Raw genomic sequence first — 24,815 nt, forward strand, 5'->3', positions numbered from 1 at the left:
AGCGCCATTACGCGACCCCCTGCCCTGCCCCCAGTCGGTCCAATACCTTTATCGGGTCAAAACTGTCAGCGCGTTTGCCCAGTGTGATGCTGTGGAAATAGGCCGGCAGATTGCGGATTTTTCTTTGCAGCTGCATCAGGATAAACACAGTGACCGAAACCCGTTGTTCGCCCAAATGTTGATTGGCGCGTTCGTAGGTGGCGATGTCGATGCCCATCATCGGCGCAATGAACCGCGCATGTCTGGTCAGGTCTGTCCAGGTTTTCACGGGCTCTTGGGTGTATGTCTGCGCTTCATCGCAATGGTCCAAAACTTTGGCCAAGTGATCGTTCGGTTTTGTGGATGCGCCGTCTGAATCCAATCTTTCTTTTTTTGACTTAGAATGGTGCCGGACATTCTGCCCGTCATTGGCGGACAAAACCTGTGATTCCTTTGTGTCCACCGCGGTGGACGGGGTGGTTTCATGTTGGTCTTTTGCACGCTGTTCGTCAGGAAGCGAGGCAAGCAGAACGCGGTAATCATCCGACCCCAGCTTGCGGCGCAGGTTCTTGCGAATGGCCAGCGTGGCTTCGGTCGGCTCGCCAGTGACCTCGATCACGGCAAGCCGGGCAAGCACCTTTTTGCGCAGGAACCGGCACTGACGCCGTTCGGTTTCGACGGCGTCGGCAAGGTCCAGAAAGCGTTTCGCCTGTTTGAACAAAGGGGACAGGGACAGACCATAGCTTTCGCTGTCCCCATCCGGGGCCGACACGCGATAGCGTTTGCGGTTGGGGCTGTCCTGCCGGATCAGGATACCAAGCGCGGCTAGCCGTTGGATATGGCGGCGCAGGGTACGTTCGTCGATGAACCCGGCCCGGCGACACAGTTCGATGTTCGAAGCAAAGACGACCTGTCCCTTGCCGGGCTTGAGAAAGCTCAGCATGGCCTGAAGCGTCTGCACATGCCCCGAACTCAGCCCTAGGGCGCTGCGGGCCTCGCGGATCGCGCGAAAGATCGTCCAGCTGTCAGCTGTGTCGTTGGACACAACTTCTTTGTTTGCCGGGTATGCACCCGGCACGATTGCCTGCCTGAATGTCATTTGCCTGTCACGGGACACCCATGAGGTCGCAGTTTCCCAGCCCCTTCTTCAGCAGAGTGCAGAAAAAAGGATGCAAAAAGCCTGCCTACCGAATCGGTAGTGCTTGACCGGATTTGAGGAGATTGCTACATCATGAGTGCTAATCGAATGATGAGGGCTCTCCAGGGGAAACTTTGGGGGGCTCTTTTCGTTTGGGGGTCCTTGGTGCTCCTTTGGTTTGCTCGTGTTTCTTTTTGCGGCCTTGGTTACCCGTCTTGCCGCGTTTCATTCTGCCAACGGGCCAACAATTCCTGCACGACATCGTCGGCATTCTCGTCAAGCCATTGGCCGAATTCCGGATGGGTCTTGAGTGATACCCGCACCGACAGGCTTTTGCTGTCGCGGGCCACGGTTCCAATCTCTTCGCCGTCGCGTGTTTTCAGCGGGCGCTGTCCACCGCGGTGGACGGGGGATTGGCCCTGCGCATCTGCAAGCGCACGTTTGGCGGCCGCCTTGACCGCGTTCAGCGCAGTCTGAAACCGCATCGCGCCGGGCATTGGATCAGCGTCGTGGGGCAGGGCGCCCCGAACGGTTTCGACCAGGTCAACCGCGTCGGCATGGCCGGCCAGTTCGGTCCACTGACGGCGACCGACACCGTGCGCGGGGCCAATCAGCCGGATCAGCGCATCGGGCAGCTTGTTCAGGACGACACGGTGGTTCGAAAGGCCCTGCCGGGTCAGGCCAAGGGCATCCTGAATCACCTGCGGTTTATAGCCCGCAGCCTCCATTTCGCGCAGGAACAGAGCCTTTTCGATAAAGGACGGATCAAGCCGCAGATTGTTTTCCTGGCCTTGGGCGATCAGCGACGCTTCGTCATCCAAGGTGCGGACAATCGCCTTGACGGTGCCGCCAATGCGCCGGATCGCGGCCAGACGGCGGCGGCCGTAAATGATGCGATAGCGTTCCGGCTGACCCGAAGGGCGCACCAGGATGGGCACTTGCTGACCATGCCTGCGAATGCTTTCGGCCAGCGCCTCCAGCTCGTCGTCGTCCAGGCTCAGACGGTCACGCACGCCGTCCTGGTCGATCTTGTCCGGGTCGATGTCGCGGATGGAATTGGCCGTGATCTCGCGCAGACTGTCACGCAAACCGCCCACCGATCCCGTCGCCAATCCGCGTTTCGGCAGGGCAGGGGAGGGGGCTTCGTCTTTGGTTTCATCAACTGGGGGTTGATTAAAAATCTTGCGGGCCATCAGTTCCGCCCCCATGCACGTTGCAGGATGATTTCCAACTCGTCAGCGACGCTGTTGGTGCTGGTCAGCGCACGATCCAGTGTCTTGCGGACGAATTGCGTCGGGTCTACCTCGTAAACCGTCTGCTGGGTCATGCCGGCATCGCTGATCGCGGTGGATTTCAGCATCGGTTCGGTCAGGACCTGGTTCACAAGGATCGACCGCAGATAGCCCGCCATCTGGGTTTGAGGCCCGTCCGAGGGTTCGTAGCGCGTGATCAGGAACTTGACGAAATCCCAGGTGACACGGCGCCCGATCGCCTCTTCGACGGCCTTGATGGTTTCCGAGGCCAGCTTGAGAAACTGGCTCATCGAGGCGATGTCGAGCATGCCGGGCACCACCGTGACCAGCAACCCGGTCGAGGCGGACAAGGCCGTCAGCGTCAGAAAGCCCAGCTGCGGCGGGCAATCCAGAAGCACGATGTCATAATCGCCTTCGACCTCTTCCAGCGCGATGGACAGCCGTTCGGCAAAGATCGGTTGCAGACGGTTGGCCAGGGCGTTGGCGGTTTCGGTTTCGTATTCCGACAGCAACAGACCCGCGGGCACCATGTCGAGGTTGTGGAAATAGGTTTTCTGGATCACCGCCGACAGCGGCAGCTGATCCTCGTAGCGCAGCGCGTCATAGATCGTGCCGCTTTCGGCGAATTCCAGTTCGGGGCGGAACCCGAAAAAGGTGGTCAGGCTGGCCTGCGGATCAAGGTCCAGCACCAGCACCCGATACCCGCGCAGGGCATAGCGCTGCGCCAGGTGGATGGTGGCCGTCGTCTTGGACGAGCCGCCCTTGAAATTGACCACGGAAATGACCTGAAGCTTGTCGCCGTCGCCGCGTCCGGGGCGATAGGCATCGCTGTTCTTGCCGGTGCGCCCCAGGATGCCGCGCAGAGTGTCGATTTCCTCGGCGCTGTAAAAACGGTGGCCGCGGGCGTCGGTATAGACCTCGGGAAAGCTGCCGTCCTTGTGCCGGTTGCGCAGGTTCGACGGGCTGACCCGCAGGATCTCCGCCACCTCGCCAGACCCGAACCGGCGCAGGCTTTTGCGCAGATCGGGCTGCATCGAGATCTTCATCTGCTTGTCCAGCGAACTGGCAAGGTTGTCGGCAAAGGCTCCGATGTGGTCTGATCCCACACCTTGCACTGCCCGTTCCGTCAGGTCATTCATGTCATGCCGCCTCTACCGGCCCTTATGGGCTCTTGTCGGTTCTGACGGCGTTCAGGCGTAATGACGCGTTTAGCCGTCAGAACGTGAAATGCCACGATTGTCCGATTCCGGCAACAGTTTTCTATATCTTGTGTGAGGGTTTTCCACAGAGGCCTGTGGAAAACTGCCGGATTTCAACGGCAAAGCATGGATATAAAAGGGTTTTCCAGGCGCTCGCTGAGTGCGAGGCAGCAGTTTTCCTATCCCTGCGATCAAGGCTGCTGTGCGCCACGGGCCTCTCGGACCCAGGCGACAATGATGTTGCGCGACTCGTCATCCATCTGGATTGCGCTGGGTGGGGGCATGGCGTGGCTCAGCCCGGCCTGCAGATAGATCTGCCCGGCGTGCCGCGCCACATCGCCGGGGGTTTCCAGGTAAACGCCCTTGGGCGCCCATTGCAGGTTGCCCCAGACCGGCTCGCGCGCGTGGCACATCGAACAGTTGCCGACCACGGTGTCATATGCCTCGGCAAAGCCGGCGACCTGAATGTATTTCTGTTCATAGGGGGTGAGGGGGCGGGCTTCGGCCTCCTCCCAGGTGTCGCCGGTGCGGACGGTCGACAGCCAGGCGATCACGACCATCAACAGGACGGTCACGGCCCAGGTCCAGTGCGGCCCCTTGCCGGTCTTGTGCATGGTGTTGAAGTAGTGGCGGATGGTGACGCCGGTCAGAAAGACCAGGCTGGCGATGATCCAGCTGTATTGCGTCGCGAAGGCCAGCGGATAATGGGTCGACAGCATCAGGAAGACGACCGGAAGCGTCAGATAGTTGTTGTGGGTCGACCGCAGCTTGGCGATCTTGCCGTATTTCGCGTCGGGGGTACGCCCGGCCTTCAGATCGTTCACCACGATGCGCTGGTTGGGCATGATCTGAAAGAACACGTTTGCCGTCATGATGGTCGCGGTAAAGGCACCCAGATGCAAAAGCGCGGCGCGGCCGGTAAAGATCTGGTTGTAGCCCCAGGACATCACCACGAGGATCGAGAACAGGATCAGCATCAGCACCGTCGGGCTTTCGCCCAGCTTGGATTTGCACAGCGCATCATAGGCCAGCCATCCCACCGTCAGCGAGCCGCCGGAAATCACGATGCCCTGCCACAGGGTCAGGTCCGCCTTGGTCGGGTCCAGCAGGAACAGCTCTCCTCCGACCCAGTAGATGATCATCAATAGCGCCGCACCTGTCAGCCAGGTGGTGTAGCTTTGCCATTTGTGCCAGGTCAGATGTTCGGGCAGGTGCGCCGGGGCGACCATGTATTTGACCGTGTGATAGAATCCGCCGCCGTGGACCTCCCATTCTTCGCCTTGGGCGCCTTGGGGCAGGTCCGGGCCGGGGCGCAACATCAGGTCCAGCGCGATAAAGTAGAAGGACGCACCGATCCAGGCCATCGCGGTGACCACATGAAGCCAGCGCACCGAAAATGCGATCCAGTCCCATAGAATTGCCAGATCATACACGGATTTTCTCCCAACGTTCGAATGTCGCGCCACACTAGGCGAGACCAGTTTATTCTGGTATTGCGCCAAAAAGCCAAGCAGCATCAAAAAATTCGGAACAATGTCCTATCTCGACAACGTGCGCACCTTTGTCCGTGTCTATGAATTGGGCAGCATGTCCGCTGCAGGACGTGATTTGCGCATTTCTCCGGCGGTGACTTCGTCGCGGATTTCGCAGTTGGAGGAACACCTGGGCGTTCGCCTGTTCCAAAGGACGACCCGCAGCCTGACGCCGACCGAGCAAGGGCAATCCTTTTATCGCGGCGCGACGGATATCCTCGAGGCGGTCGAAACCGCCGAGGCGCAGATCGTCAACATCACCGAAAACCTGCGCGGATCGCTGTATGTTGCGGCGCCGCTGGGGGTTGGGCGGCGATTGATCGCGCCGCAGGTGCCGGATTTCCTCAAGGCATACCCCGAGGTCAGCGTGCGCCTGCGCCTGACCGACAGAAAAGTCGATCTGACGACCGAAGGGCTGGATCTGGCGTTTTTCCTGGGCCAACCCGAGGACAGCAACCTGCGCATTCGCAAGATCGCGGATGTGGACCGGGTGCTTTGCGCCGCGCCAGAGTATGTCGCGCGGCGGGGAATGCCCGCCAATGGGGACGAATTGGTGTCTCAGGGGCACGAATGCCTCAGCCTGCGGTTTCCCGGTGCGACCGAATTCCAGTGGCGGCTGTCCACCGCTGCCGGGCCAAAACGGTTTCGCGTTGCGGGGCGCTATGAATGCGACGATGGCGACGTTCTGACCGACTGGGCGCTGGCGGGGCAGGGGGTGGCGATGAAACCGGTGTTCGAGATCGCCGAACACCTGGCAAGCGGCGCATTGGTGCCTGTGGCGGTGCAAACCCCGCCCGAGCCGATCCAGATGGCCTGCCTGTTCACCCACCGCCGCCGCCAGGACCCCAAGACCCGATTGTTCATGGAATTCATGATCGAACGGATTGCCGGGCAGGTGCGGGGGCAATGACGGCGCCCGGCTCAGCTGCCGCGATAGGTGCTCATCCCGTAGGGCGAAAGCAGCAGGGGCACGTGGTAATGCGCCTGCGGGTCTGACATGCCGAACCGGATCGGGATCTGGTCCAGGAACAGCGTGTCGCCCTGGGCCTGACCGGTGTCACGCAGGTAGTCCCCGGCAAAAAAGACCAGTTCATAGGTGCCGGTCCTGAACGCGTCGGCCGGCAGGATCGGGGCATCGGTGCGGCCATCGGCGTTGGTCACGGTCTCGGCGATTTTCTTGTGGGAATTGCCGGTCACCCGGTACAGCGCGATACGGATGCCCGGCGCGGGACATCCGCGCGCGGTGTCCAGAACGTGGGTCGTCAGGTAACCAGTCATGTTGCGAGTCTCCGATCCGTTTCGCTATGTCTAGGCCGGATGCGCCGTGAAAGGCAAAACCCGACCGACAGAATGCTCCTATCCGTTTTTTTTGAAAAACGTCCGGGATTTTCTGGCATATGCAGGGGTCAACCTGAAAGGAAGTCAAGTGAAACGCTATCCGCGAGACATGACAGGCCATGGTGCGGTGCCGCCCGCCGCCAACTGGCCGAACGGCGCAAAGATCGCCGTGCAGATCGTGCTGAACTACGAAGAAGGCGGCGAAAACAACGTCTTGCATGGCGATGCCGCTTCCGAAGCCTTTCTGTCGGAAATCACCGGTGCGGCGCCCTGGCCGGGGCAGCGGCACTGGAACATGGAATCGATCTATGAATACGGCAGCCGCGCCGGGTTCTGGCGTGTCCACCGCCAGCTCAGGGATCTTCCGATCACCGTCTACGGCGTGGCCACGGCGTTGGCCCGCGCCCCTGAACAGGTCGCCGCGATGAAGGCGGCGGGCTGGGAAATCGCCAGCCACGGGTTGAAGTGGGTCGAACACAAGGACATGCCCGCCGAGGAAGAGCGTGCCCAGATCCGCGAGGCGATCCGCCTGCATACCGAAGTGGTCGGCAGCCCGCCACGCGGCTGGTACACGGGGCGTTGTTCGATGAACACGGTCGACCTGGCCGCCGCCGAGGGCGATCTTGCCTATATCGCCGACAGCTACGCCGACGATCTGCCGTATTGGGTCAGGGCAGGGGACAAGGATCAGCTGATCGTTCCCTACACGATGGACTGCAACGACATGCGCTTTGCGATCCAGGCGGGCTATACCAACGGCGATCAGTTCGAAAGCTACCTGAAAGACAGCTTTGACATGCTCTATGCCGAAGGGGAGCAGGGCGCGCCAAAAATCCTGTCGATCGGGTTGCACTGCCGCCTGGTCGGGCGTCCCGGGCGCGCCGCCGCCTTTCAGCGTGCGCTGGACCATTTCAAGGCCCATGACGGCGTCTGGTTCGCGACCCGCGAACAGATCGCCGACCATTGGGCGCGGGAACATCCGCCGGTGCAGCGGATCAGGCCGTCGCAGATGGACAAGGCAAGCTTTGTGGCCGAATACGGCGGTATTTTCGAGCATAGCCCGTGGATCGCCGAAGCCGGTTTTGACCTGGAATTCGGGCCGACCCATGATTCCGCCGCCGGGGTCCACAGCCTGCTGTCGCGGATCTTTCGCAGCGCCAGCGAAGAACAGCGCCTTGGCGTGTTGACCGCGCACCCCGATCTGGCCGGCAAACTGGCCGCCGCCGGGCGCCTGACCCGCGAAAGCACGGCGGAACAGGCGGGGGCAGGGCTGGACATGCTGACCGATGACGAACGCGCCGAATTCACCGCGCTGAACACCGCCTACACGACGCGGTTCGGTTTCCCCTTTATCATCGCCGTGCGCGACAACACCAAGGCGTCGATCATGGAGGCGTTCAAGCGCCGCATCGACAACAGCCGCGAGGCCGAGTTTGCCGAGGCCTGCCGCCAGGTCGAACGCATCGCCGAGCTGCGCCTGCAGGAAAAATTTGCCCGATGACCCGGATGATCGCGATCCAGCCGCTGACGGCGCAGGCCTTTGCGCCCTTTGGCGATGTCCTTGACGTTGCGGGCGATCCCGACAAGCTGATCAATCAGGGCATGTGCGGGCGCTACCACGACCGCGCAAAGCTGGATTTTTCCGACGGGCGCGCCGGGATCAGCCTGTTCAAGGCGATCCCGCGCGATCTGCCGCTGAAACTGGACATGGTCGAACGCCATCCCGATGGCAGCCAGGCTTTCCTGCCGCTCAGCCAAGAGCCGTTCCTGGTGGTGGTGGCCCCGGATCAGGGCGGCGTGCCGGGTCTGCCGCTGGCCTTTCGCACAGCACCGGGGCAGGGGGTGAATTATCATCGCGGGGTCTGGCATGGGGTGCTGACCCCGCTTTCGCAGCCCGGCCTGTTCGCGGTCGTCGACCGGATCGGTGACGGCCCCAACCTTCAGGAACACTGGTTCAAGGACGCAATCCTGATCGGGCCATGACGGCGGGGCAGGGGGGTCAATAACCGCGTCCGCGTGCCGAAACCGGCCACAGGGTTTCGACCTTGCCACCGCGCACGCCCACGAACCAGTCATGCAGGTTCACGGTGGGGTCGCAGTGGCCGGGGATCACCCTCAGTTTTTCGTTGATCTTCAGGCGGCCGCCGGGGTCGCTCAGCTCGCCATGTTCGTCCGAGCATTTCACATAGGTGACGTCATCGCGGCCAAAGACCACCGGCAGGCCCGAATCCACCGACTGCGCCTTGAGCCCCGCATCGACGATCGCGATGTCCGGTTTGGTATGCGACATGACGCTGGTCAGGACGAACAGCGCATTTTCCCATGTGCCTTGGTCGATCCGCTGGCCGTCCTGGTCCAGAATGCGGCCATAGTCGGCATCCATGAAGGCGTAGGACCCGCACTGCAGTTCGTTGTACAGGCCCGACGCGGTTTCCAAGGGATAGGTCCCGGTGCCACCGCCCGTCACCAGCGGGCAGGGGAGGGCACTGGCCGCCAGCGCGTCCAGAACATCGCGGACCATGGCGATGACGATAACCAGCTTAGCCTTGCGTTCTTCGTAGCGGTCAAGGTGCTGCGCGGACCCTTGATAGGCCTGCAGGCCGCCAAAGGTCAGCCCGGGGGCGGCGACGATGGCCTTGGCGATCTGCACTGCCTCTTGCGCGGTGGTCACGCCGCAGCGCCCCGCGCCGCAGTCGATTTCCACAAGGCATTCGATGTTCGTGCCGTGTCGCACGGCGGCGGCGGACAGTTCGGCCACGTTGGCGATGTCATCGACGCAAACGCTGGTGCGCGCGCCCAGTTTCGGCAGGCGCGCCAAGCGGTCGATCTTGACCGGGTCGCGCACCTGGTTTGACACCAGCACGTCCGTGATGCCGCCGCGGGCAAAGACTTCGGCCTCGGAAACCTTTTGACAGCAGACGCCACAGGCCCCGCCCAGCCGCTGCTGCAGCCGCGCCACGTCCACGGATTTGTGCATCTTGCCGTGCACCCGGTGGCGCATGCCATGCGCGGCGGCAAAGTCGCCCATCTTGCGGATGTTGCGTTCAAGCGCATCGAGGTCAAGGATCAGGCAAGGGGTCTGGATATCGGCCGCATCCATGCCGGGCTTGGCCGGAATGTCGAAACCCACTTCAAAGGCGTCCAGATCCATCGGGGTGTCCATCTTGCTGCTCCTGTCACGGAAAGGCTCGCCAACCGCGTTCAAGATAGCCTGTTCGGATGCGGTGTAAATCGCGCCGCGCAGGCATCAGCGCCGGCCAGCGCCCCCCAGCCGCAGCGGCATGTGGCGGTTGACGTCCTTGTAAAGCAGATAGCGGAACTTGCCGGGGCCACCGGCATAGCAGGCCTGCGGGCAAAAGGCGCGCAGCCACATGTAATCCCCGGCCTCGACCTCGACCCAGTCGTTGTTCAGCCGATAGACTGCCTTGCCTTCCAGCACGTACAGGCCATGCTCCATGACATGGGTTTCCAGAAAGGGAATGACCGCGCCGGGTTCAAAGGTGACGACCGTCACATGCATGTCGTGGCGCAGGTCGGACGGATCGACAAAGCGCGTGGTGGCCCATTTGCCATCGGTGCCGGGCATCTGCGTCGGTGCAATGTCGTTTTCGTTCAGGATCAGCACGTCGGGCGCGTCCAGCCCCTCGACCGCCTCATAGGCCTTGCGGATCCAGTGAAACCGCAGGGTGTCCTGACCGTGGTTGCGCAGGGTCCATTTGGCTCCGGCGGGAAGATAGGCATAGCCGCCGGGGGTCAAGGCATGGGTCTGGCCAGCCACCTGCAACGTGGCGGTGCCTTCGACGACGAACAGCACGCCTTCGGCCTCGGGGTCGGTTTCGGGGCGGTCGGACCCGCCGCCGGGGCGGACCTCCATGATGTATTGGGAAAACGTCTCGGCAAAGCCGCTGAGCGGGCGCGAGATCACCCAAAGGCGGGTTTCGTCCCAGAACGGCAAAAAGCTGGTGACGATGTCGCGCATGGTGCCCTTCGGGATCACCGCATAGGCATCCGTGAACACGGCGCGGTCCGTCAACAGCTGGTCCTGGCCCGGGTGCCCGCCGTGGGGGGCGTAATACTTGGTGCTCATGGATGCTCCTGCAGGCAAGGGGATTTGGTCTGACTATGCGACGCGGCCCGGGGGCAGACCAGACGCAAAGAGGTGACAGCAGTTTTCCGAAGATTTTGATAATGCGATCAGGATCTTCGCGGTTTCTGGGGAAATGTGGCGTCCGGCCTCTGTTGCGCTTTTATATAACATAACACAAATTACCGGATTAATGCGACCCTGCCGATCAATCCCATGATTTCGGCTCGTGTCCGATCACGGCGGCGGCAAGAACCATGTCGGTCATCCGTTCCTTCAACTGCGCCTGCCGCGCCTTGGTATAAAGCGTCTTGCCAAAGGACGTCGAGAACGTATGCCGGTTCGACACGTTGTAAAAGCTGAAGGAACTGATCAGCCAGTGCAGCTCCAGCGGGTCGGTGCCCGCTCGGAACAGCCCTGCCGATTTGCCCCGCCTGCACACGTCTTCGAGGTTTTCGATGATGGATCGGTTCAGTTTCGGAACGATGTCGGATTTGCGCAGATACTGGGCGTTGTGGATGTTTTCGATCATCACCAGACGGACGAAATGCGGCGCGTTCATATGCGCCTCGAAGGTGGCGCCGATCAGGCGGCGCAGAGCATTTACCGGGTCCAGCCCCTGAACATCCAACAGGTCTTCGTTGCGGCGCAGCGTGGCATAGACGCCTTCCAGAACCGCGCAATACAGCCCTTCCTTGTCGCCAAAGTAGTAATAAATCATCCGTTTCGAAGTCGCGGTTTTCCTGGCGATTTCGTTGATGTTCGCGCCCGACAGGCCAAAGGCGGCGAATTCCTCGGTGGCGACGGTCAGGATGTTCGCCTTGACTGCCTCGGGGTCCTTTTTCCAGGATGTTTTTCGTTGAGTTGCCGCCCCTTCCGTGGTGCCATCCATGTCGCTACCCCGTGATTCCTGTCGATAATGCATTTTGGATACCACATAGTTAACCTGTGGGTACATTTTATTTGACAAATTAACCCACAGGTACATAAACCATCCCATGGCCCCGGAGCCGAGGAGCGAATCGGGGTCCAGACAAACATCGAGGGAGGACAGAGATGTCTCGGAAATTGATTGGCGCACTGGTTGCGTTCGGGCTTGGCGCCAGTGTTGCAGCGGCCCAGGACTATCCCACCAAGGAAATTCAGGGCATCATTCAATGGGGGGCCGGCGGGTCGACCGATACCGTCATGCGCTCTGTCACACCCCATGCCGAGGCCGCCCTGGGCGGCACCATCGTCATGCAGAACATGACCGGCGCGGTCGGCGCGATAGCGCTGAACCATGTCGCAGGGTCAGACGCCGATGGCTATACCCTGCTGATGGGCGCGGAAAACCCGATGCTGTACAAGGTCATGGGCCTTGGCGACAAGGATTACGCCGATTTCATCCCGATCACCCTGCTGGCCCGCGGCACCCCGATGCTGGTGGCCAACAACGACGCGCCCTTTGATGATTACCCCGGCATGCTGGACTATATCGCCAAGAACCCCGGCGAGCTGCGCTTTGGCGCGACCGGCCCCGGCGGCCTGCCCTCGGTCATCACAGCGATGATGAACACCGTCGAAGGTGAGCTGGACGTGATCGCAGTTCCCTATGACGGGGATGGCCCGGCGCTGACCGCGCTTCAGGGCGGCGCTGTCGATGTCATGCCGGCCGTTCTGGGCGCCGCCATCGAAGGCATCCGGGCCGGATCCATGAAACCGATCGCCATCTTTGACGTGGAACAGAATGAAAAGCTGCCCGATGTGCCGCTGGTGACCGCCTATAACGAAGGCTACAACACCTACCTGCCCTGGGGTCCGTTCTTTGGTGTCTTTGCCCCCAATGGCACGCCCGATGACGTGGTGGCCAAGCTAAGCGCCGCCTTCGCCGAAGGCGCGAAGAACCCCGATTTCGTCAAGCTGATGGATGATCGTGGCTTTACCATGATGGGGATTGGCGGCGCCGAGGCGGTCGAGTTCCTGTCCAAGTGGCAGCAAGGCACCGCATGGCTGTTGCAGGACGCCGGTCTGACCAAGGCGTCGCCCGAAGAGTTCGGCATCGCGCGCCCGTAACGCACCGCGGCACCGACAGCATCGGAGGACGGGCCACTTCGGCCCGTCAACCACAGGCGCCGCCCGCGCCGCAAGACGTCGGGCGGCGCTTTGCGTTCCAGGCAGGGGACCGCAATCACACGAGCGAGGGAGAGCAGCACCATGGACCCGGATTTCAGAGGCGACAGCGACCACCACGACGGCACGTCCGATGCAACGCCCGGTGGCTATGGCGACCAGCGTCGCCCCGGTGAACTGGCCTTTGCCGTTTTCCTCGCCCTTGCCAGCCTGTTCCTGCTGTACAGCGCCTATGGGATTTCAGGGTTTCAGGCCCTGTCGGCCCCCGGCTCTGTTCCCATGGCGACGACATTGGTCATGGTGGTTTCGGCGCTGATCATTGCCCTGCGCACCGCGCGCCTGCCAAAGGTCATGACCGAAACCTTGGCAAAGGATATCCTGCCGGTAATGGTCGTGGTGTTCATCGGGTTTCTGATCCTTTTTGGACTGGCCTTGAAACCGCTTGGTTTTGTGCCGACTGCCGCCCTGTTCCTGATCGTCGCGATCAAACTTCTGGCGCGCCGGGGCTGGGGCTATACCCTGTGCGTCGCGCTGGGGTCGCTTGTGGTGATCTGGATCGTCTTTCGCGTCGTCTTTACCGTGCTTCTGCCGGCCGGGATCGTCCCCGAGGCTGAATTCATACAGCTGTTCCGCACGCTGCTGTCCGGGGGGGCCTCGTGATGGAGACGATCCTTGCGATCCTGACGATCTTTGCCCAGCCGCAACTTCTGCTTTTGGTGGGTCTGGGCACCTTTGCCGGGATCTACATCGGGGCCATTCCCGGCCTGTCCGTCACCATGGCTGTGTCGATCCTGATTTCGTTCACCTTTTCCTGGGATGTCTACCCAGCGATTTCGCTGATGGTCGGCATCTACATGGGCGGCGTCTATGGCGGCTCGCGCACGGCGATCCTGCTGAACATCCCCGGCGCGCCCTCGGCCATTGCCACGGCCATGGACGGCTATCCCATGGCGCAGCGCGGCGAGGCAGGCCAGGCCATCGGCGTCACCACGGTCATGTCGTTTTTCGGCGGCTTGGTCGGCATCCTGGTTCTGGCCGTCGCCGCGCCCTTCGTTTCCGACTTTGCCCTGACGTTCCAGCCGCGCGACTACATGCTGCTGGCGGTGCTGGGCATCTTGCTGGTGGGGTCCTTGTCCAGCGGATCGTTGGTCAAGGGCATCTTTGCCGGGGCTTTGGGCATTGCCATCGGCGCCGTGGGCCGCGATCCACTGACCTTTACCGAGCGTTTCACCTTTGACCTGCAAATCATGGAAGGCGGGATTTCCTTCATCGCGGTGATGATCGGCATGTTCGGCGTGTCCGAGGCCTTGCTGCAATTGCAGAACGTCAACATGAAGGCGGTTCGCCAAAAGATCGACAGGATCGTTCCTTCGTTCGGCACGATCCGGAAATACCTGCCGCTGTCGCTTCAGACCTCGGGGATCGGTGTCATCATCGGTGCCCTGCCCGGCACCGGCGGCGACATCGCGGCGCTGATGGCCTATGACCACGCCAAGCGCGTGACCAAATCGCCAAAGGTGCCCTTTGGCAAGGGCGCGATGGAGGGGCTGGTCGCCCCGGAAACCGCCAACAACGCCGCCGTTGGCGGGGCCTTCATCCCGATGATGACGCTGGGCATTCCCGGCGATGCGGTGACCGCGATCATGATTGGCGCGCTGTTCATCCACGGGCTGAACCCCGGCCCGATGTTGATGATCGATCAGCCGGACATGTTCTGGTTCATCGTCGGTGCGCTGATGACGGCCAATGTCTTCATGCTGGTCTTCGGGCTGACGGGGATCAGGATCTTTACCCGCATCGTCGCGATGCCCCGGGCGATCATCATTCCGCTGATCCTGCTGTTGTCGATTGTCGGCGCCTATGCGGTGAACAACGCGATCACCGATGTCTACTGGATGCTGGGCTTTGGCGTCTTTGGGTATTTCATGCGCCACTACGGCTATCCGCTGGGGCCGGTCATCCTTGGCGTGATCCTGTCGCGCCTGCTGGATGACAACTGGCGCCGCGCAATCATCTCCGAGCGCGAGGATCTGGGCCGATTCTTCGAAGGCATCCTGTCCAGCCCCCTGTCGCTGTCTCTGTTCAGCGCCGTTATCCTGATCTTTGTCAGCCAGACCCCGATCTGGACAGCGCTCAAGGCGCGCCTGTTCGCAAAGCCGTCACAGGATGAACCGCAGGGATGACCGCGCCCCGGTCATTCCCGCCATTCTGACCGATTGCCCAGGTGCCTGATCACGAAGTCCATGAATATCCGCGTCTTGGGGGTAAGCACGTTCGATCGCGGATAGACCAGCCATAGCACCGATCGGTCGTTCAACCGCCAGTCTGGCAAAACCCGTACAAGCCGGCCTGCGGCGATTTCATGCGCGACGCTCCAAAGCGAGTTCACCGACAGACCGGCCCCGGCGATGGTTGCCTCGCGCTGTGCGTCTCCGTCATCCAGAATGGTGCGGCAGGTCATGTCCGCGGGGTCCAGCGTGGTGGTTTCGCCAGAGATGTTGATCAGGTCGCGCCTGTCCAGATTGCTCCAGGCAATCAAGTGATGCCCTGACAGGTCGGTGGGCTTTGTCGGCGTGCCGTGCGTCTTCAGATAGGCGGGCGATGCGCACAAAACGCGCGTGTCGTCAGACAGCTTGCGGCCCTTCAGGCTGCTGTCGGTCAACGGCGCGCTGCGCAGGGCAAGGTCAAAGCTGCCCTCGATCGCATCAAACCGTTTGTCCGACAGACGCAGATCCAGCGTCAGGTCGGGGTATTGCGCGTGAAATTGCGGAAGCAGCGGCATGATGTGCAGTTGTGCGAAACTGCTGGGCGCGGCGAAACGCAAGGTGCCTTTGGGGCCAGCCTCGGCCCCGCCAAGAACGGCCCTTGCGGCATCGGCCTGCGCCAGGATTTCGCGGGCGTAGGGCAGGAAATCCGATCCTTCGATCGACAGGGACACCTTGCGGGTCGTGCGGCGTAGCAGTTCGACGCCAAGCTCCTGTTCCAGTTTGACAAGGCGCGCACTGGCAACGGCCGGGGCAAGGCCAAGCTCGCGCCCGGCAGCCGAAATGTTGAGCCGGTCCGCCGCCATGACGAAGAGGCGCAGATTGTCGGTGTCCATCGCGATTATATCCCAAACCGGAAAAATGAAATCTGAAAGCTGCCGGTTTTCTGGATTATTGCAAGAGATAAGTTGTTCGCAACCAAAACCCTTATCAAGGACAAGACCATGAAAGCCATTGGCTATCACTCCGCCGGACCTGCGAATGAATTGACCCTCGTCGAGGTTGGGCAGCCGGCTGTCGGCGCCCATGATCTGCTGGTCGCGGTCAAGGGCGTGTCGGTCAACCCGGTTGACGTCAAACTGCGCGCTGCCGTTCAGCCCGACGGCGGGCCGCGTGTTCTGGGCTTTGACGCGGCGGGTGTCGTCACGCAGGTGGGCGATGCCGTGACAGGTTACAAAGTCGGTAACGCAGTGTTCTATGCCGGGGACGTGACGCGCGCCGGAACCAACGCCGAATTTCACGCCGTCGATGAACGGATCGTCGGGCGCAAGCCGCAAACCCTGGGTTTCGCCGAAGCCGCAGGGCTGCCGCTGACGTCGATCACGGCCTGGGAAATGCTGTTTGACGCCTTCCGCCTGGCCGAAGGCGGCGGCGAAGGCCAGACCCTGCTGGTCATCGGCGGGGCGGGCGGCGTGGGTTCGATCCTGATCCAGCTGGCCAAGACGCTGACCAAGCTGACCGTGATTGCCACCGCGTCGCGCACCGAAACCCGGGATTGGGTGCGCAAGATGGGGGCGGATCACGTTGTTGACCACCGCGGCGACCTTGTCGCCCAGATCGCGGCACTTGGCATCATCCCGACACATGTCGCGGCGCTGACCGCGACGGATCAGCACTGGCCCGCCATTATCGACGTGATCGCGCCGCGTGGGCAGATCGCGTTGATCGACGACCCGCAGGCGCTGGACATCAAGACCGCAAAGCCCAAGGCGCTGAGCATTCATTGGGAGTTCATGTTCACCCGTTCGATGTTCGGGACCAAGGATATCGCCGTGCAGCGCGATCTGTTGAACCGTGTCTCGGCGATGATTGATGCGGGCACGCTGCAATCCACCGTGACCGAACAAGCCGGACAATTGAGCGCCGATACCCTGCGCGCGGCGCACATCCGCCAGGAAAGCGGAAGCGTGATCGGCAAGCAGGTGCTGAGCGGCTTCTGAGCCATTCGACCCATTCGGCCACCAAGAGGAGATCACAGATGCTGGATGATACGGATACCAAGGCGTTCCCACGCCTGAACCGTGCCTATAACACGGTTTTTCAACCGGATCAGTTGAGCATTGGCCTCGTGGTGCCTTTGGCGCGCTATGCAGACACGGCCGTGCCCGACATGGCGCGCCACATCCAGCGCGCGCAAATGGCGGACGAACTCGGGTTCTCGGCGCTTTGGCTGCGCGATGTGCCGTTCAACGTGCCGTCCTTTGGCGATGCCGGGCAGGTCTTTGATCCCTTCGTCTATCTTGGCGCGCTGGCGGCCTCGACCCGCGATATCGCGCTGGGTGTGGCCAGCGTCGTGCTGCCGCTGCGCCACCCGGCGCATGTGGCCAAGGCGGCGGCCTCGGCCGACGTTCTGTCGGGCGGGCGGCTGCTGCTGGGCGTGGCCTCGGGCGATCGGCCCGACGAATACCCGGCGCTGGACATGGGGTTCGAAGACCGGGGCGCGCGGTTCCGCGACAGTGTCGATTACATCCGCGCCATGGCCGAACCCTATCCGCAACGCCAGACCGCTCAGGGCAGGCTTGCGGGTGGGATCGACATGCTGCCGAAACCCACGGGCGGACAATTGCCGCTGCTGATCACCGGCGGCAGCCAGCAATCGCCCGACTGGGTCGCTCGCAATGGCGACGGCTGGATGACCTATCCGCGCGATGCAGGCTGTCAGGGACGGGTGGTGGCCGAGTATCGCCGCCGGATCAACGAGGCGGGACTGCCGGACAAACCCGTGATGCAATCGCTGTATGTGGACCTTGTCGACCGGGCCGATGCGCCACCCAGACCAATCCACCTCGGCTTTCAATCGGGCACGGATTACCTGCGGCGCTATCTTTCCGAGATCCGCACCCTTGGCATCAACCACGTCGCGCTGAACCTGCGGTTCAACGGGGCCGGGATCGAACCCACAATGCAGCGTCTGGCGGACGAGATCCTGCCCGACTTCTCCAGTTAGGAAAATGACCATGAGCAAGACCATCCTCATCACCGGCGCGACCGACGGCATCGGCCTGCTGACGGCGCAGACGCTTGCCAACGAGGGCCACACCGTGCTGCTGCACGGGCGCAGCGCCGACAAGCTGGCGGTTGCCGCCAAGCAAGTCGGCGGCACCCCGAAAACCTATCGCGCCGACCTGTCCCGGCTGGACGAGGTCGAGGCGCTGGCCCGCGAAATCATGGCCGACCATGACCAGATCGACGTGTTGATCAACAACGCCGGCGTGCTCAAGACACCGCAGACCCGCACTGCCGAGGGGCTGGATGTGCGCTTTGTCGTCAACACCATCGCGCCCTATCTGCTGACCCGGCGGCTGCTGCCGATCATCCCGGCGACGGGCCGCGTGGTGAACCTGTCGTCGGCGGCGCAGGCGCCCGTGGACGTGCAGGCCCTGCGTGGCAAACGCGGTCTTGATGACATGGGGGCCTATGCTCAAAGCAAGCTGGCGATCACGATCTGGACGCAGGACATGGCCCGGGCGCATCCGGACGGGCCTGTTTTCATCGCCGTGAACCCCGGCTCTTTGCTGGCGACAAAGATGGTCAAGGAAGGCTTTGGCCTGGCCGGCAGCGATCTTTCGATCGGCGCCGACATCCTGCGCCGCGCCGCACTGTCGCAGGAGTTTGCGTCAGCCTCGGGCCGCTATTTCGACAATGACAGCAAACGCTTTGCGCAGCCCAACGCCGCGGCGGGCGACCAGGCGCATGTGACTGACGTCATGGCGGCAATCCGGGACCTTGCGGGGCAAAGCCGAGGGACACAGACCGGAAAGCCCTGCGACTGAATTTATATCGCAAACCCGAAAACTGAAATCAAAATCAGGCCCATTATCGTCGTTCCGGAAATTCCGTATTTGCTGTCCAACGAAACCGTGAACGAGAGATTCCGATGAAAACCATGACCCTGAACCAATACGGCCCCGATGCGTCCTTTGCGCTGGCCAACACGGCGCGCCCGTCGATCAAATCCGGACATGTGGTTGTCCGCGTCAAGGCGACAAGCGTCAACACCATCGACACGATGATCAAGGATATCGGGTCGGACCTGCCGCTTTCGCCCGCGCTGCCCGCCGTGCTGGGCATGGATTTTGCCGGCGTGATCGAAGAGATCGGCGAGGGTGTCACAGGCTATGCCGTGGGCGACGAAGTCTATGGCTGCGCCGGTGGTCTGGCCGATCTTCAGGGCGCGCTTGCGGAATACATGCTGGCCGATGCCCGGCTGATCGCCCACAAGCCCAAGTCCCTGACCATGCGCGAGGCCGCGGCCCTGCCGTTGGTCGGAATTACCGCATGGGAAGGTTTGCAGCGCGCCCATGTTGGCGCAGGCCAAAAGGTGCTTGTTCAGGGCGGTGCTGGCGGTGTCGGCCATATCGCCGTGCAGCTTGCCCGGCATCTGGGCGCCGAGGTGTCCGCGACCGGCACCGGTGCCGGTCAGTTGGCGGCGATCAAGGATCTTGGCGGCAAACCCATCGACTTCATGGCCGAAACGATCGACGATTATGTCGCCGCCCATACCGGCGGTGCCGGTTTCGACGTTGTCTATGACACGGTCGGCGGCGCGAATATGACCAACTCCTTTGCGGCGGCCGGGCTGAATGCACAGATCGTCACGACCGTTGCGCTATTGGAACTCGACCTGAGCCCGGCGCACTTCAAGGGGCTGTCCCTGCATGTCGTCTTTATGCTGTTGCCGATGCTGCACGACGTTCGCCGCGAAGCGCATGGCGAAATCCTGGCAGGCCTGGCCAAGCTGGTGGATGCAGGTGAGGTCAAGCCGATGCTGGACGATCAGCGGTTCACCCTGACCGAGGTCGGCGCGGCCTATGCCCGGCTGAAAAGCGGGAAGGCCATCGGCAAGGTGGTTGTCGAGGTCTGATCCATCAAGTTCCGAAAGACAGCCGGCCAGATGTCAAACCCTGGCATCTGGCCGGCTTCTTTCGTGGTTACTCACCCTCAGATTTCGATCCCGATCTTGCCCATGTGGGATTTGTCCAGGAACGTTTCCTGTGCCGCGCGCAGCTCGCGCAGCGGGAAGGACTTGGCCAGCACGGGCCGGATCTCGCCCACTTCGATGTAGCGCACGAGGTCGGCAAATACGCCGTCCCGCTCTGATCCGAACGTGACAAGCGCGTCCGGATCGTCACTGTCGGACGGGCGATGCATCGGGCGCACCAGAACCCGCTGGCCGATCCGCCCCCGGTCCGCGCCCTCTGCGACCGCAACGATTTGCGCGCAGCAGTCAGCGCCTTGGATACGCGGAAAGCTCAACGCTCCGGACCAACCGCCATCGGCGTCCGAGGCACCGCCATACCCCTCGGCGGCGGCAGATCCTGTGTCGCCGCGCACCGCCTTGGAATACCAGCCGGTGCGGGTGTTCACGTCGGTGTTGTTCACCGCCGAGGCGCCGACCCGGATCAGGACTTCGCCCGCCGTGGGGCGTGGTACTGCGACATCCTCGCGCCATTCGAGTTTATCCAGCCCACCATGCCCGGTGAGAATGACGGCTATCCCTGAACCGGGCAACCTGCGCCTTTTTCGGCGTGCCCTGCGTGCCTTATCGTGATGCTTCGGTCAACTTTTGCCTGTAGCTGTCCAGCCGCCCGCTGGCGTTGCTGTCGACCAGCATGACAACACAGAGAAAGGCGATGGTTGTGATCAGCCCTGCCCGCCCCGCGTGACCATCCAGCACGATGATCAGCGCAGCCGCCGCAACAATCATCAGGGGCATCACCTTGAAGACCGCCGTGCCGTATTGCGCAATCGTCTTGTCGACGCGCGCGATCTCGGATGCCACAAAGGCGGGCGTGTCCTGAGCAACGGCCGGGCCAAAGCCTGACAGGGCGCTCCAGGTTCCATAAAGCAACCCTGCCCCGAGGATCAGCAGCAGAAGACCCGCCACCAGCATCGGGATTCCGTAGGCCCGCGCCATATCCGTGCGGCCAACCTGCCAGAACGCGAAACCCGCCGCCAGAAACAGCGCCCCGAAAAGGATAAAGACGCTGTTGGAAAGCATTTCGCCCTTGGCCCAGTCTGTTGCGGTCTTGAGGATGTCCATGGTCACTCCCTTATCCAGTATTTTGCGGGGGCACTGTCTGCCCCCCGTTCAAGTCCCTGCAGTCAAACCGTCCAGACAAAGCCTGTGGCCTGTTCGGATACAGCCCACAGGCGGGTCATGACAGGTTTGTCATAGGCGTGGGGTTCCAGCGTGCCACGGCCCACGGGACCCACGAATTCCATCCGGCCGGTCGGGCCATACAGCGCGCGCTGCTCCAGCCCGGTTTCGGTGGCGCACATGACTTCGGGATAGGCGCCCTGTTCGGCGGTCTGCACCATGGGCGTCTTGGTCATCAGCCACCATGTGATCCGTGTCATCAAACCGCCGCTGGTGCTGATCAGCGACGTGGCCGAAGAGCCGGGGTGGCAAACGTAGACCGAAACCTTGCGACCGGCGGGTTTGACCCTGTCCTGAAGCTCGTAGGCGAACATCATCTGCGCCAGTTTGCTCTGACTATAGGCCGTGTTGGCGCCATAGTCCTTTTCCCAGTTCATGTCGTCGAACTTGATGGTGCGCAGGCCCATCTTGTAGCCAAGACTGGCGACCACGACGATGCGCCCTTCGGCTTCTTCGATCCGGTCGAACAGCATGCCACACAGAACGAAGTGACCGTAGTGGTTGGTGCCCAGCTGGCTTTCGAACCCGTCCACGGTCAGCTGGCGCGACGGCACCTGGGCGATGGCGGCGTTGCAGATCAGCGCGTCAATGCGCGGGACCGTGTCCAGAACCTGCTGCGCGGCAGCCCGCACGCTGGACAGATCCGACAGGTCCATGCGGACAAAGCTGACATCAGCTTGCGCCCCGAATTCCTGTTTCAGATCCTTGATAGCCGCGGTCGAGCGTTCGGCACTGCGGTTCAGCATCACCACCTTAGCGCCGCGCGTCAGCAGGATGCGCGCCGCCTGAAACCCCGCGCCCGCGTTGGCGCCGGTGATGACATAGGTCTTGCCGGCCAGGGAAGTAAGGCGTTCGGGCGTCCATCCCTTTGGGCCAAAAGTCGTGTCTGCCATGGATCTGTTCCTTTCAAAGATCGCGCCATATGGCGGTCTGGTTGAAAGCGTAGATAAATCTCAGGCGTCATGCGAAACAGGCGCAATCCTCGCGAATACTTGCCCGATTGTCTCGATGCCGACGAAAGACGGGTTCGTGTCTGTTCGGCAAGGGGGCAAGCGTCGATCGGACAGCCGACCCTGTCCGGCGGGGCCGATCGAATTGTCTGATAGCCGCAGGGTCGTGCAGCCGGCAATCGGCCTGCAAAGACCACACAGCGCATTGGGTTACCGCCCACCGGTCCCTGAAACCATCTTCCAGACGGACCAAAGGCCAACAATGCACCAACTCTCAAGTCGGACCACTCAGGCGGGGCAGATCAGTCCATTCGTGTTCACGGCATGGTGAAATCAAAATCATGACATGTGGCGCAGAAATTGTCGGGCGGTTCGTGCTGGTAGTGGCACAAGCCGCATTGCGCGTAGGGTTCGCCATGCGGAGAATCATGCGGATTGGTCGGCACGACGTCCGCGGTCTGAGCGGCGATTTCCGGCAAAGTGCCGTGGCAGGATGTGCAGACGGCCATCTCGGGCTCATCCGCGTCTTCCGGGTCTGCGTGGCAGTCCGCACAGCCCAACCCGGCAAAGAAATGTGTATGGCTCTGGAAAAGTCGGTCGTCCAGCGATGCGGCCTGGTCGGTACCATGGCAGATGCGGCAGCCCTCGACCGACATGCCTGCCGTCGGCAGATGGCCTTGGGGCAGAAGATCAGGTTCTTCGTGGCAGGCGCTGCATTCGTGGTCGGGCACAGGCTTGCCATCGCGGCCGACCAGGCCGGGCTCGCCCCCGTGTGATCGGCTTTGCTGTTGGTGAGGCTTGTCATCGGCGCTGGCGGCGGGCCAGATGCAGACGCCCCGATCTTCGACAATGCAAAAGTCAGGTTCGCCGGCCTGCGCTGCCGTCGAGAAAACTGTCAGACCGCAAAGGGCAAGCGCCATCGACAAGACGATCCGGTAAAGACGTAGGGGCATGGGGGCTCCTTTGGCATTTCATGCGACCGTGGCACCAGAAAGGCGCCACGGTCAGCGTCGTTCGGCCTTTGACGGTCAGTTCCAGCTGTCCATGGCGGCAGCGTTCTGCCCGGCGATCCGCCCGAATGTCAGGCAATCGGCATAGGCACAGGATCCCAGCCGCGAAGCCCCGTGGATGCCCCCAGACGCCTCGCCGACCACGAATAGGCCGGGGATCGGTTCGCCGCTGAGCACGTCCAGCGCCTCGGCCCGTGTATTGGTCGCACAGCCGCCCATCGTGTGGTGGATCTTTGGCGACAGCCGAACGACATAGAAGGGGGGCGTTCCGATCTTACCGGTGTTTTCGGCCAGGTAACGGCTCCACTCGATATCCGAGCCGCTGTCGATGCCTTGGTTGAAGCTGGCGATGGTCGCCTTCAGCGCATCAAGCGGGATGTCATGCGCCGCCGCCATCTCTTCGAGCGTGGCATATTCCATCAGCACACCGGCTTGCTTCATCTTGTCCATGTTGTCGCTTGGCCGCCCGGTCGTGCCTTTTGCATAGCCCTCTGCATCGGCGAAGGCGATGCATTTGTTGCCAGCCGCGAGAATGGCGTCGGCGCGGGTCTTGCGGTCGGCCAGTTCATTGACAAAGCGTTTGCCGGTCTGCGTGTCGATCCATAGCCCATAGGACGCCGCGACCCCCTGAACGAAGTGCGGCGCGTAGCCGAAACCGCGTTCGTCGGGACTGGTCCAGGGGCCCAGCTGAATCCACGAGGGCTGTACCAGTGTGCATCCGGCGTTCAGCGCCTCGCGCAGGGCCTGGGCCGTTGCACCGGGATGGTTGGTGGTGTCCAACTCGCCGCCCAGCCTCGGGTCCTGCAACGCGCGGAACGACGGATCGGCACCGAAACCTCCCGTGGCCATGATGACGGCCTTGCGGGCCTTGATCGTTTTCGGCGTCCCGCTGTCAAGGTCGGGGTCACGATACTTTTCGTGGACCAGAACGCCTTTCACCCGGCCGTCCGGATCGCGCAGAAGGTGTTTCATCAGTGTTCGGGTGCGCGGTTCGACGCCCAGTTCCTTGAGCTTGTTCAACTGCGGCACGATGATCCCCGATCCGCTGGCCGCCGCCAGCGCGTAGGACCGTGGCACCGCGTGACCACCCATATGCGCCAGGCCGCGATATTCGACGCCCAGTTCGTCGATGGTCCACTGGACCGTTTCCACCGACTTCTCGGCGATGATGCGCACATGGTCGGGATAGTTCAGGTGCAGACCCGCCTTCATCATGTCTTCGATCATTGTTTCGACGGAATCCTCGATGCCTTCCTCCGCCTGCAAGGGCGAACCGGCTGCCGCGATCACGCCGCCGCTGATGATCGAATTGCCGCCGGGCGTTCGCATCTTTTCCAGCAAAGCCACGGTTGCACCCGCTTTGATCGCCTCGATGGCTGCTGCAAGGCCGGCGAACCCTGTTCCGACAATGACAACGTCGACTTCTTCATCCCAGGTTTCGGGCACAGGTTGCGGAGCCGCCTGAACGGTTCCGGCCAAAGTGAGGCCAACGCCTGCGGCGGCGCCACTGCCAAGCAGGGCGCGCCGGGTGAGGGTTTTGTTTGTTTCATCATGTTTCATGGCTAAAATCCTTCACTTTTATTTGGTCATGTCAGCTTCGACGGCGTGGAACACGGCGTCGGCTCGAATTCCACTGACAGGCCCGACACAGACCAGAGTATCCAAGCACCGCATGTGCTGGCGTTGACGCTCGTTAAGCGGGCAAACTTTTCCGTCGATTGTTTCGCGCGTGGCGGCCAGCCGCATCGGATTGCCCGCCACGGGCGAAGACTGGAGCCACGAAGGCGCGGCCCCTT

The 24,815-nt window shown here is 62.1% G+C and carries 24 protein-coding genes; 10 read left to right on the top strand and 14 right to left on the bottom strand.

Annotated elements, in window-relative coordinates; genetic code table 11:
• Nucleotides 1-7: 7 nt before the first annotated feature.
• The 4 genes from repC to QF118_RS19055 form a co-directional block, all read right to left on the bottom strand.
• Nucleotides 8-1,024: a plasmid replication protein RepC gene (gene repC, locus QF118_RS19040; RefSeq protein ID WP_282302590.1), complete on the bottom strand. Its 1,017-nt coding sequence runs from the start codon at nucleotides 1,022-1,024 to the stop codon at nucleotides 8-10.
• 299 nt (nucleotides 1,025-1,323) lie between these two features.
• Complete coding sequence (repB, locus tag QF118_RS19045) at nucleotides 1,324-2,325, bottom strand: plasmid partitioning protein RepB (RefSeq protein ID WP_282302591.1); 1,002 nt, start codon at nucleotides 2,323-2,325, stop codon at nucleotides 1,324-1,326.
• Nucleotides 2,310-3,509 carry a plasmid partitioning protein RepA gene (gene repA / locus QF118_RS19050; RefSeq protein ID WP_282302592.1) on the bottom strand — a complete coding sequence of 400 codons (1,200 nt, stop codon included), beginning with the start codon at nucleotides 3,507-3,509 and terminating at the stop codon, nucleotides 2,310-2,312. Before repA ends, repB begins: the two co-directional genes overlap by 16 nt.
• Before the next feature lie 251 nt (nucleotides 3,510-3,760).
• Nucleotides 3,761-5,002 (bottom strand): urate hydroxylase PuuD, encoded by a 1,242-nt coding sequence (locus QF118_RS19055; protein WP_282302593.1) that lies wholly within the window; start codon nucleotides 5,000-5,002, stop codon nucleotides 3,761-3,763.
• 100 nt (nucleotides 5,003-5,102) lie between these two features.
• Here QF118_RS19055 and QF118_RS19060 point away from each other — a divergent pair, with 100 nt between their 5' ends.
• Nucleotides 5,103-6,011: a LysR family transcriptional regulator gene (locus tag QF118_RS19060; protein ID WP_282302594.1), complete on the top strand. Its 909-nt coding sequence runs from the start codon at nucleotides 5,103-5,105 to the stop codon at nucleotides 6,009-6,011.
• 11 nt (nucleotides 6,012-6,022) lie between these two features.
• Here QF118_RS19060 and uraH read toward each other — a convergent pair whose 3' ends face one another.
• Nucleotides 6,023-6,379: a hydroxyisourate hydrolase gene (gene uraH / locus QF118_RS19065; RefSeq protein WP_282302595.1), complete on the bottom strand. Its 357-nt coding sequence runs from the start codon at nucleotides 6,377-6,379 to the stop codon at nucleotides 6,023-6,025.
• A 148-nt stretch (nucleotides 6,380-6,527) separates the two neighbouring features.
• On the opposite strand from uraH, the gene puuE reads away from it, so the two are divergent.
• Both puuE and QF118_RS19075 read left to right on the top strand, forming a co-directional pair.
• Entirely contained in the window at nucleotides 6,528-7,940 is a 1,413-nt protein-coding gene (gene puuE / locus QF118_RS19070) for an allantoinase PuuE (protein WP_282302596.1), read from the top strand.
• Entirely contained in the window at nucleotides 7,937-8,422 is a 486-nt protein-coding gene (locus QF118_RS19075; protein WP_282302597.1) for an ureidoglycolate lyase, read from the top strand. The genes puuE and QF118_RS19075 overlap by 4 nt, the downstream gene beginning before the upstream one ends.
• Nucleotides 8,423-8,438: 16 nt before the next feature.
• Here the strand turns inward: QF118_RS19075 and bhcC are convergent, their stop codons facing one another.
• From bhcC to QF118_RS19090, 3 genes are all read right to left on the bottom strand, one after another.
• Nucleotides 8,439-9,602: a 3-hydroxy-D-aspartate aldolase BhcC gene (bhcC, locus tag QF118_RS19080; RefSeq protein WP_282302598.1), complete on the bottom strand. Its 1,164-nt coding sequence runs from the start codon at nucleotides 9,600-9,602 to the stop codon at nucleotides 8,439-8,441.
• An 84-nt stretch (nucleotides 9,603-9,686) separates the two neighbouring features.
• The gene (locus QF118_RS19085) at nucleotides 9,687-10,526 is read right to left on the bottom strand and encodes a bifunctional allantoicase/(S)-ureidoglycine aminohydrolase (RefSeq protein ID WP_282302599.1); all 840 of its coding nucleotides are present in this window, start codon (nucleotides 10,524-10,526) and stop codon (nucleotides 9,687-9,689) included.
• 205 nt (nucleotides 10,527-10,731) lie between these two features.
• Nucleotides 10,732-11,415 carry a TetR/AcrR family transcriptional regulator gene (locus tag QF118_RS19090; protein ID WP_282302600.1) on the bottom strand — a complete coding sequence of 228 codons (684 nt, stop codon included), beginning with the start codon at nucleotides 11,413-11,415 and terminating at the stop codon, nucleotides 10,732-10,734.
• A gap of 164 nt (nucleotides 11,416-11,579) precedes the next feature.
• On the opposite strand from QF118_RS19090, the gene QF118_RS19095 reads away from it, so the two are divergent.
• The 3 genes from QF118_RS19095 to QF118_RS19105 all read left to right on the top strand — a co-directional run bounded on the left by QF118_RS19095 (nucleotide 11,580) and on the right by QF118_RS19105 (nucleotide 14,818).
• Complete coding sequence (locus tag QF118_RS19095; protein ID WP_282302601.1) at nucleotides 11,580-12,578, top strand: Bug family tripartite tricarboxylate transporter substrate binding protein; 999 nt, start codon at nucleotides 11,580-11,582, stop codon at nucleotides 12,576-12,578.
• Between the two features lie 141 nt (nucleotides 12,579-12,719).
• Nucleotides 12,720-13,295: a tripartite tricarboxylate transporter TctB family protein gene (locus tag QF118_RS19100; protein ID WP_282302602.1), complete on the top strand. Its 576-nt coding sequence runs from the start codon at nucleotides 12,720-12,722 to the stop codon at nucleotides 13,293-13,295.
• Nucleotides 13,295-14,818 (top strand): tripartite tricarboxylate transporter permease, encoded by a 1,524-nt coding sequence (locus tag QF118_RS19105; protein ID WP_282302603.1) that lies wholly within the window; start codon nucleotides 13,295-13,297, stop codon nucleotides 14,816-14,818. Before QF118_RS19100 ends, QF118_RS19105 begins: the two co-directional genes overlap by 1 nt.
• Nucleotides 14,819-14,829: 11 nt before the next feature.
• Here the strand turns inward: QF118_RS19105 and QF118_RS19110 are convergent, their stop codons facing one another.
• On the bottom strand, nucleotides 14,830-15,735 hold the full coding sequence (locus tag QF118_RS19110) for a LysR family transcriptional regulator (protein WP_282302604.1): 906 nt from the start codon (nucleotides 15,733-15,735) through the stop codon (nucleotides 14,830-14,832).
• A 108-nt stretch (nucleotides 15,736-15,843) separates the two neighbouring features.
• Here QF118_RS19110 and QF118_RS19115 point away from each other — a divergent pair, with 108 nt between their 5' ends.
• The 4 genes from QF118_RS19115 to QF118_RS19130 all read left to right on the top strand — a co-directional run bounded on the left by QF118_RS19115 (nucleotide 15,844) and on the right by QF118_RS19130 (nucleotide 19,763).
• On the top strand, nucleotides 15,844-16,839 hold the full coding sequence (locus QF118_RS19115; protein WP_282302616.1) for a zinc-binding alcohol dehydrogenase family protein: 996 nt from the start codon (nucleotides 15,844-15,846) through the stop codon (nucleotides 16,837-16,839).
• A gap of 38 nt (nucleotides 16,840-16,877) precedes the next feature.
• Complete coding sequence (locus QF118_RS19120) at nucleotides 16,878-17,846, top strand: LLM class oxidoreductase (protein ID WP_282302605.1); 969 nt, start codon at nucleotides 16,878-16,880, stop codon at nucleotides 17,844-17,846.
• Nucleotides 17,847-17,856: 10 nt separating this feature from the next.
• On the top strand, nucleotides 17,857-18,672 hold the full coding sequence (locus QF118_RS19125) for an SDR family NAD(P)-dependent oxidoreductase (protein ID WP_282302606.1): 816 nt from the start codon (nucleotides 17,857-17,859) through the stop codon (nucleotides 18,670-18,672).
• Between the two features lie 104 nt (nucleotides 18,673-18,776).
• Complete coding sequence (locus tag QF118_RS19130; RefSeq protein ID WP_282302607.1) at nucleotides 18,777-19,763, top strand: zinc-dependent alcohol dehydrogenase family protein; 987 nt, start codon at nucleotides 18,777-18,779, stop codon at nucleotides 19,761-19,763.
• Between the two features lie 77 nt (nucleotides 19,764-19,840).
• On the opposite strand, the gene QF118_RS19135 is transcribed toward QF118_RS19130, so the two are convergent.
• The 5 genes from QF118_RS19135 to QF118_RS19155 form a co-directional block, all read right to left on the bottom strand.
• Nucleotides 19,841-20,410 (bottom strand): alcohol dehydrogenase catalytic domain-containing protein, encoded by a 570-nt coding sequence (locus QF118_RS19135; RefSeq protein ID WP_282302608.1) that lies wholly within the window; start codon nucleotides 20,408-20,410, stop codon nucleotides 19,841-19,843.
• Nucleotides 20,411-20,441: 31 nt separating this feature from the next.
• Nucleotides 20,442-20,942 (bottom strand): hypothetical protein, encoded by a 501-nt coding sequence (locus QF118_RS19140; RefSeq protein ID WP_282302609.1) that lies wholly within the window; start codon nucleotides 20,940-20,942, stop codon nucleotides 20,442-20,444.
• Between the two features lie 62 nt (nucleotides 20,943-21,004).
• On the bottom strand, nucleotides 21,005-21,952 hold the full coding sequence (locus QF118_RS19145; protein WP_282302610.1) for an SDR family oxidoreductase: 948 nt from the start codon (nucleotides 21,950-21,952) through the stop codon (nucleotides 21,005-21,007).
• 374 nt (nucleotides 21,953-22,326) lie between these two features.
• Entirely contained in the window at nucleotides 22,327-22,962 is a 636-nt protein-coding gene (locus tag QF118_RS19150) for a cytochrome c3 family protein (RefSeq protein ID WP_282302611.1), read from the bottom strand.
• Nucleotides 22,963-23,037: 75 nt separating this feature from the next.
• The gene (locus QF118_RS19155; protein ID WP_282302612.1) at nucleotides 23,038-24,579 is read right to left on the bottom strand and encodes a flavocytochrome c; all 1,542 of its coding nucleotides are present in this window, start codon (nucleotides 24,577-24,579) and stop codon (nucleotides 23,038-23,040) included.
• Nucleotides 24,580-24,815 lie beyond the last annotated feature (236 nt).

The sequence above is a fragment of the Tropicibacter oceani genome (genome assembly GCF_029958925.1).
In the GTDB taxonomy this organism is placed as follows: Bacteria; Pseudomonadota; Alphaproteobacteria; order Rhodobacterales; family Rhodobacteraceae; genus Pacificoceanicola; species Pacificoceanicola oceani.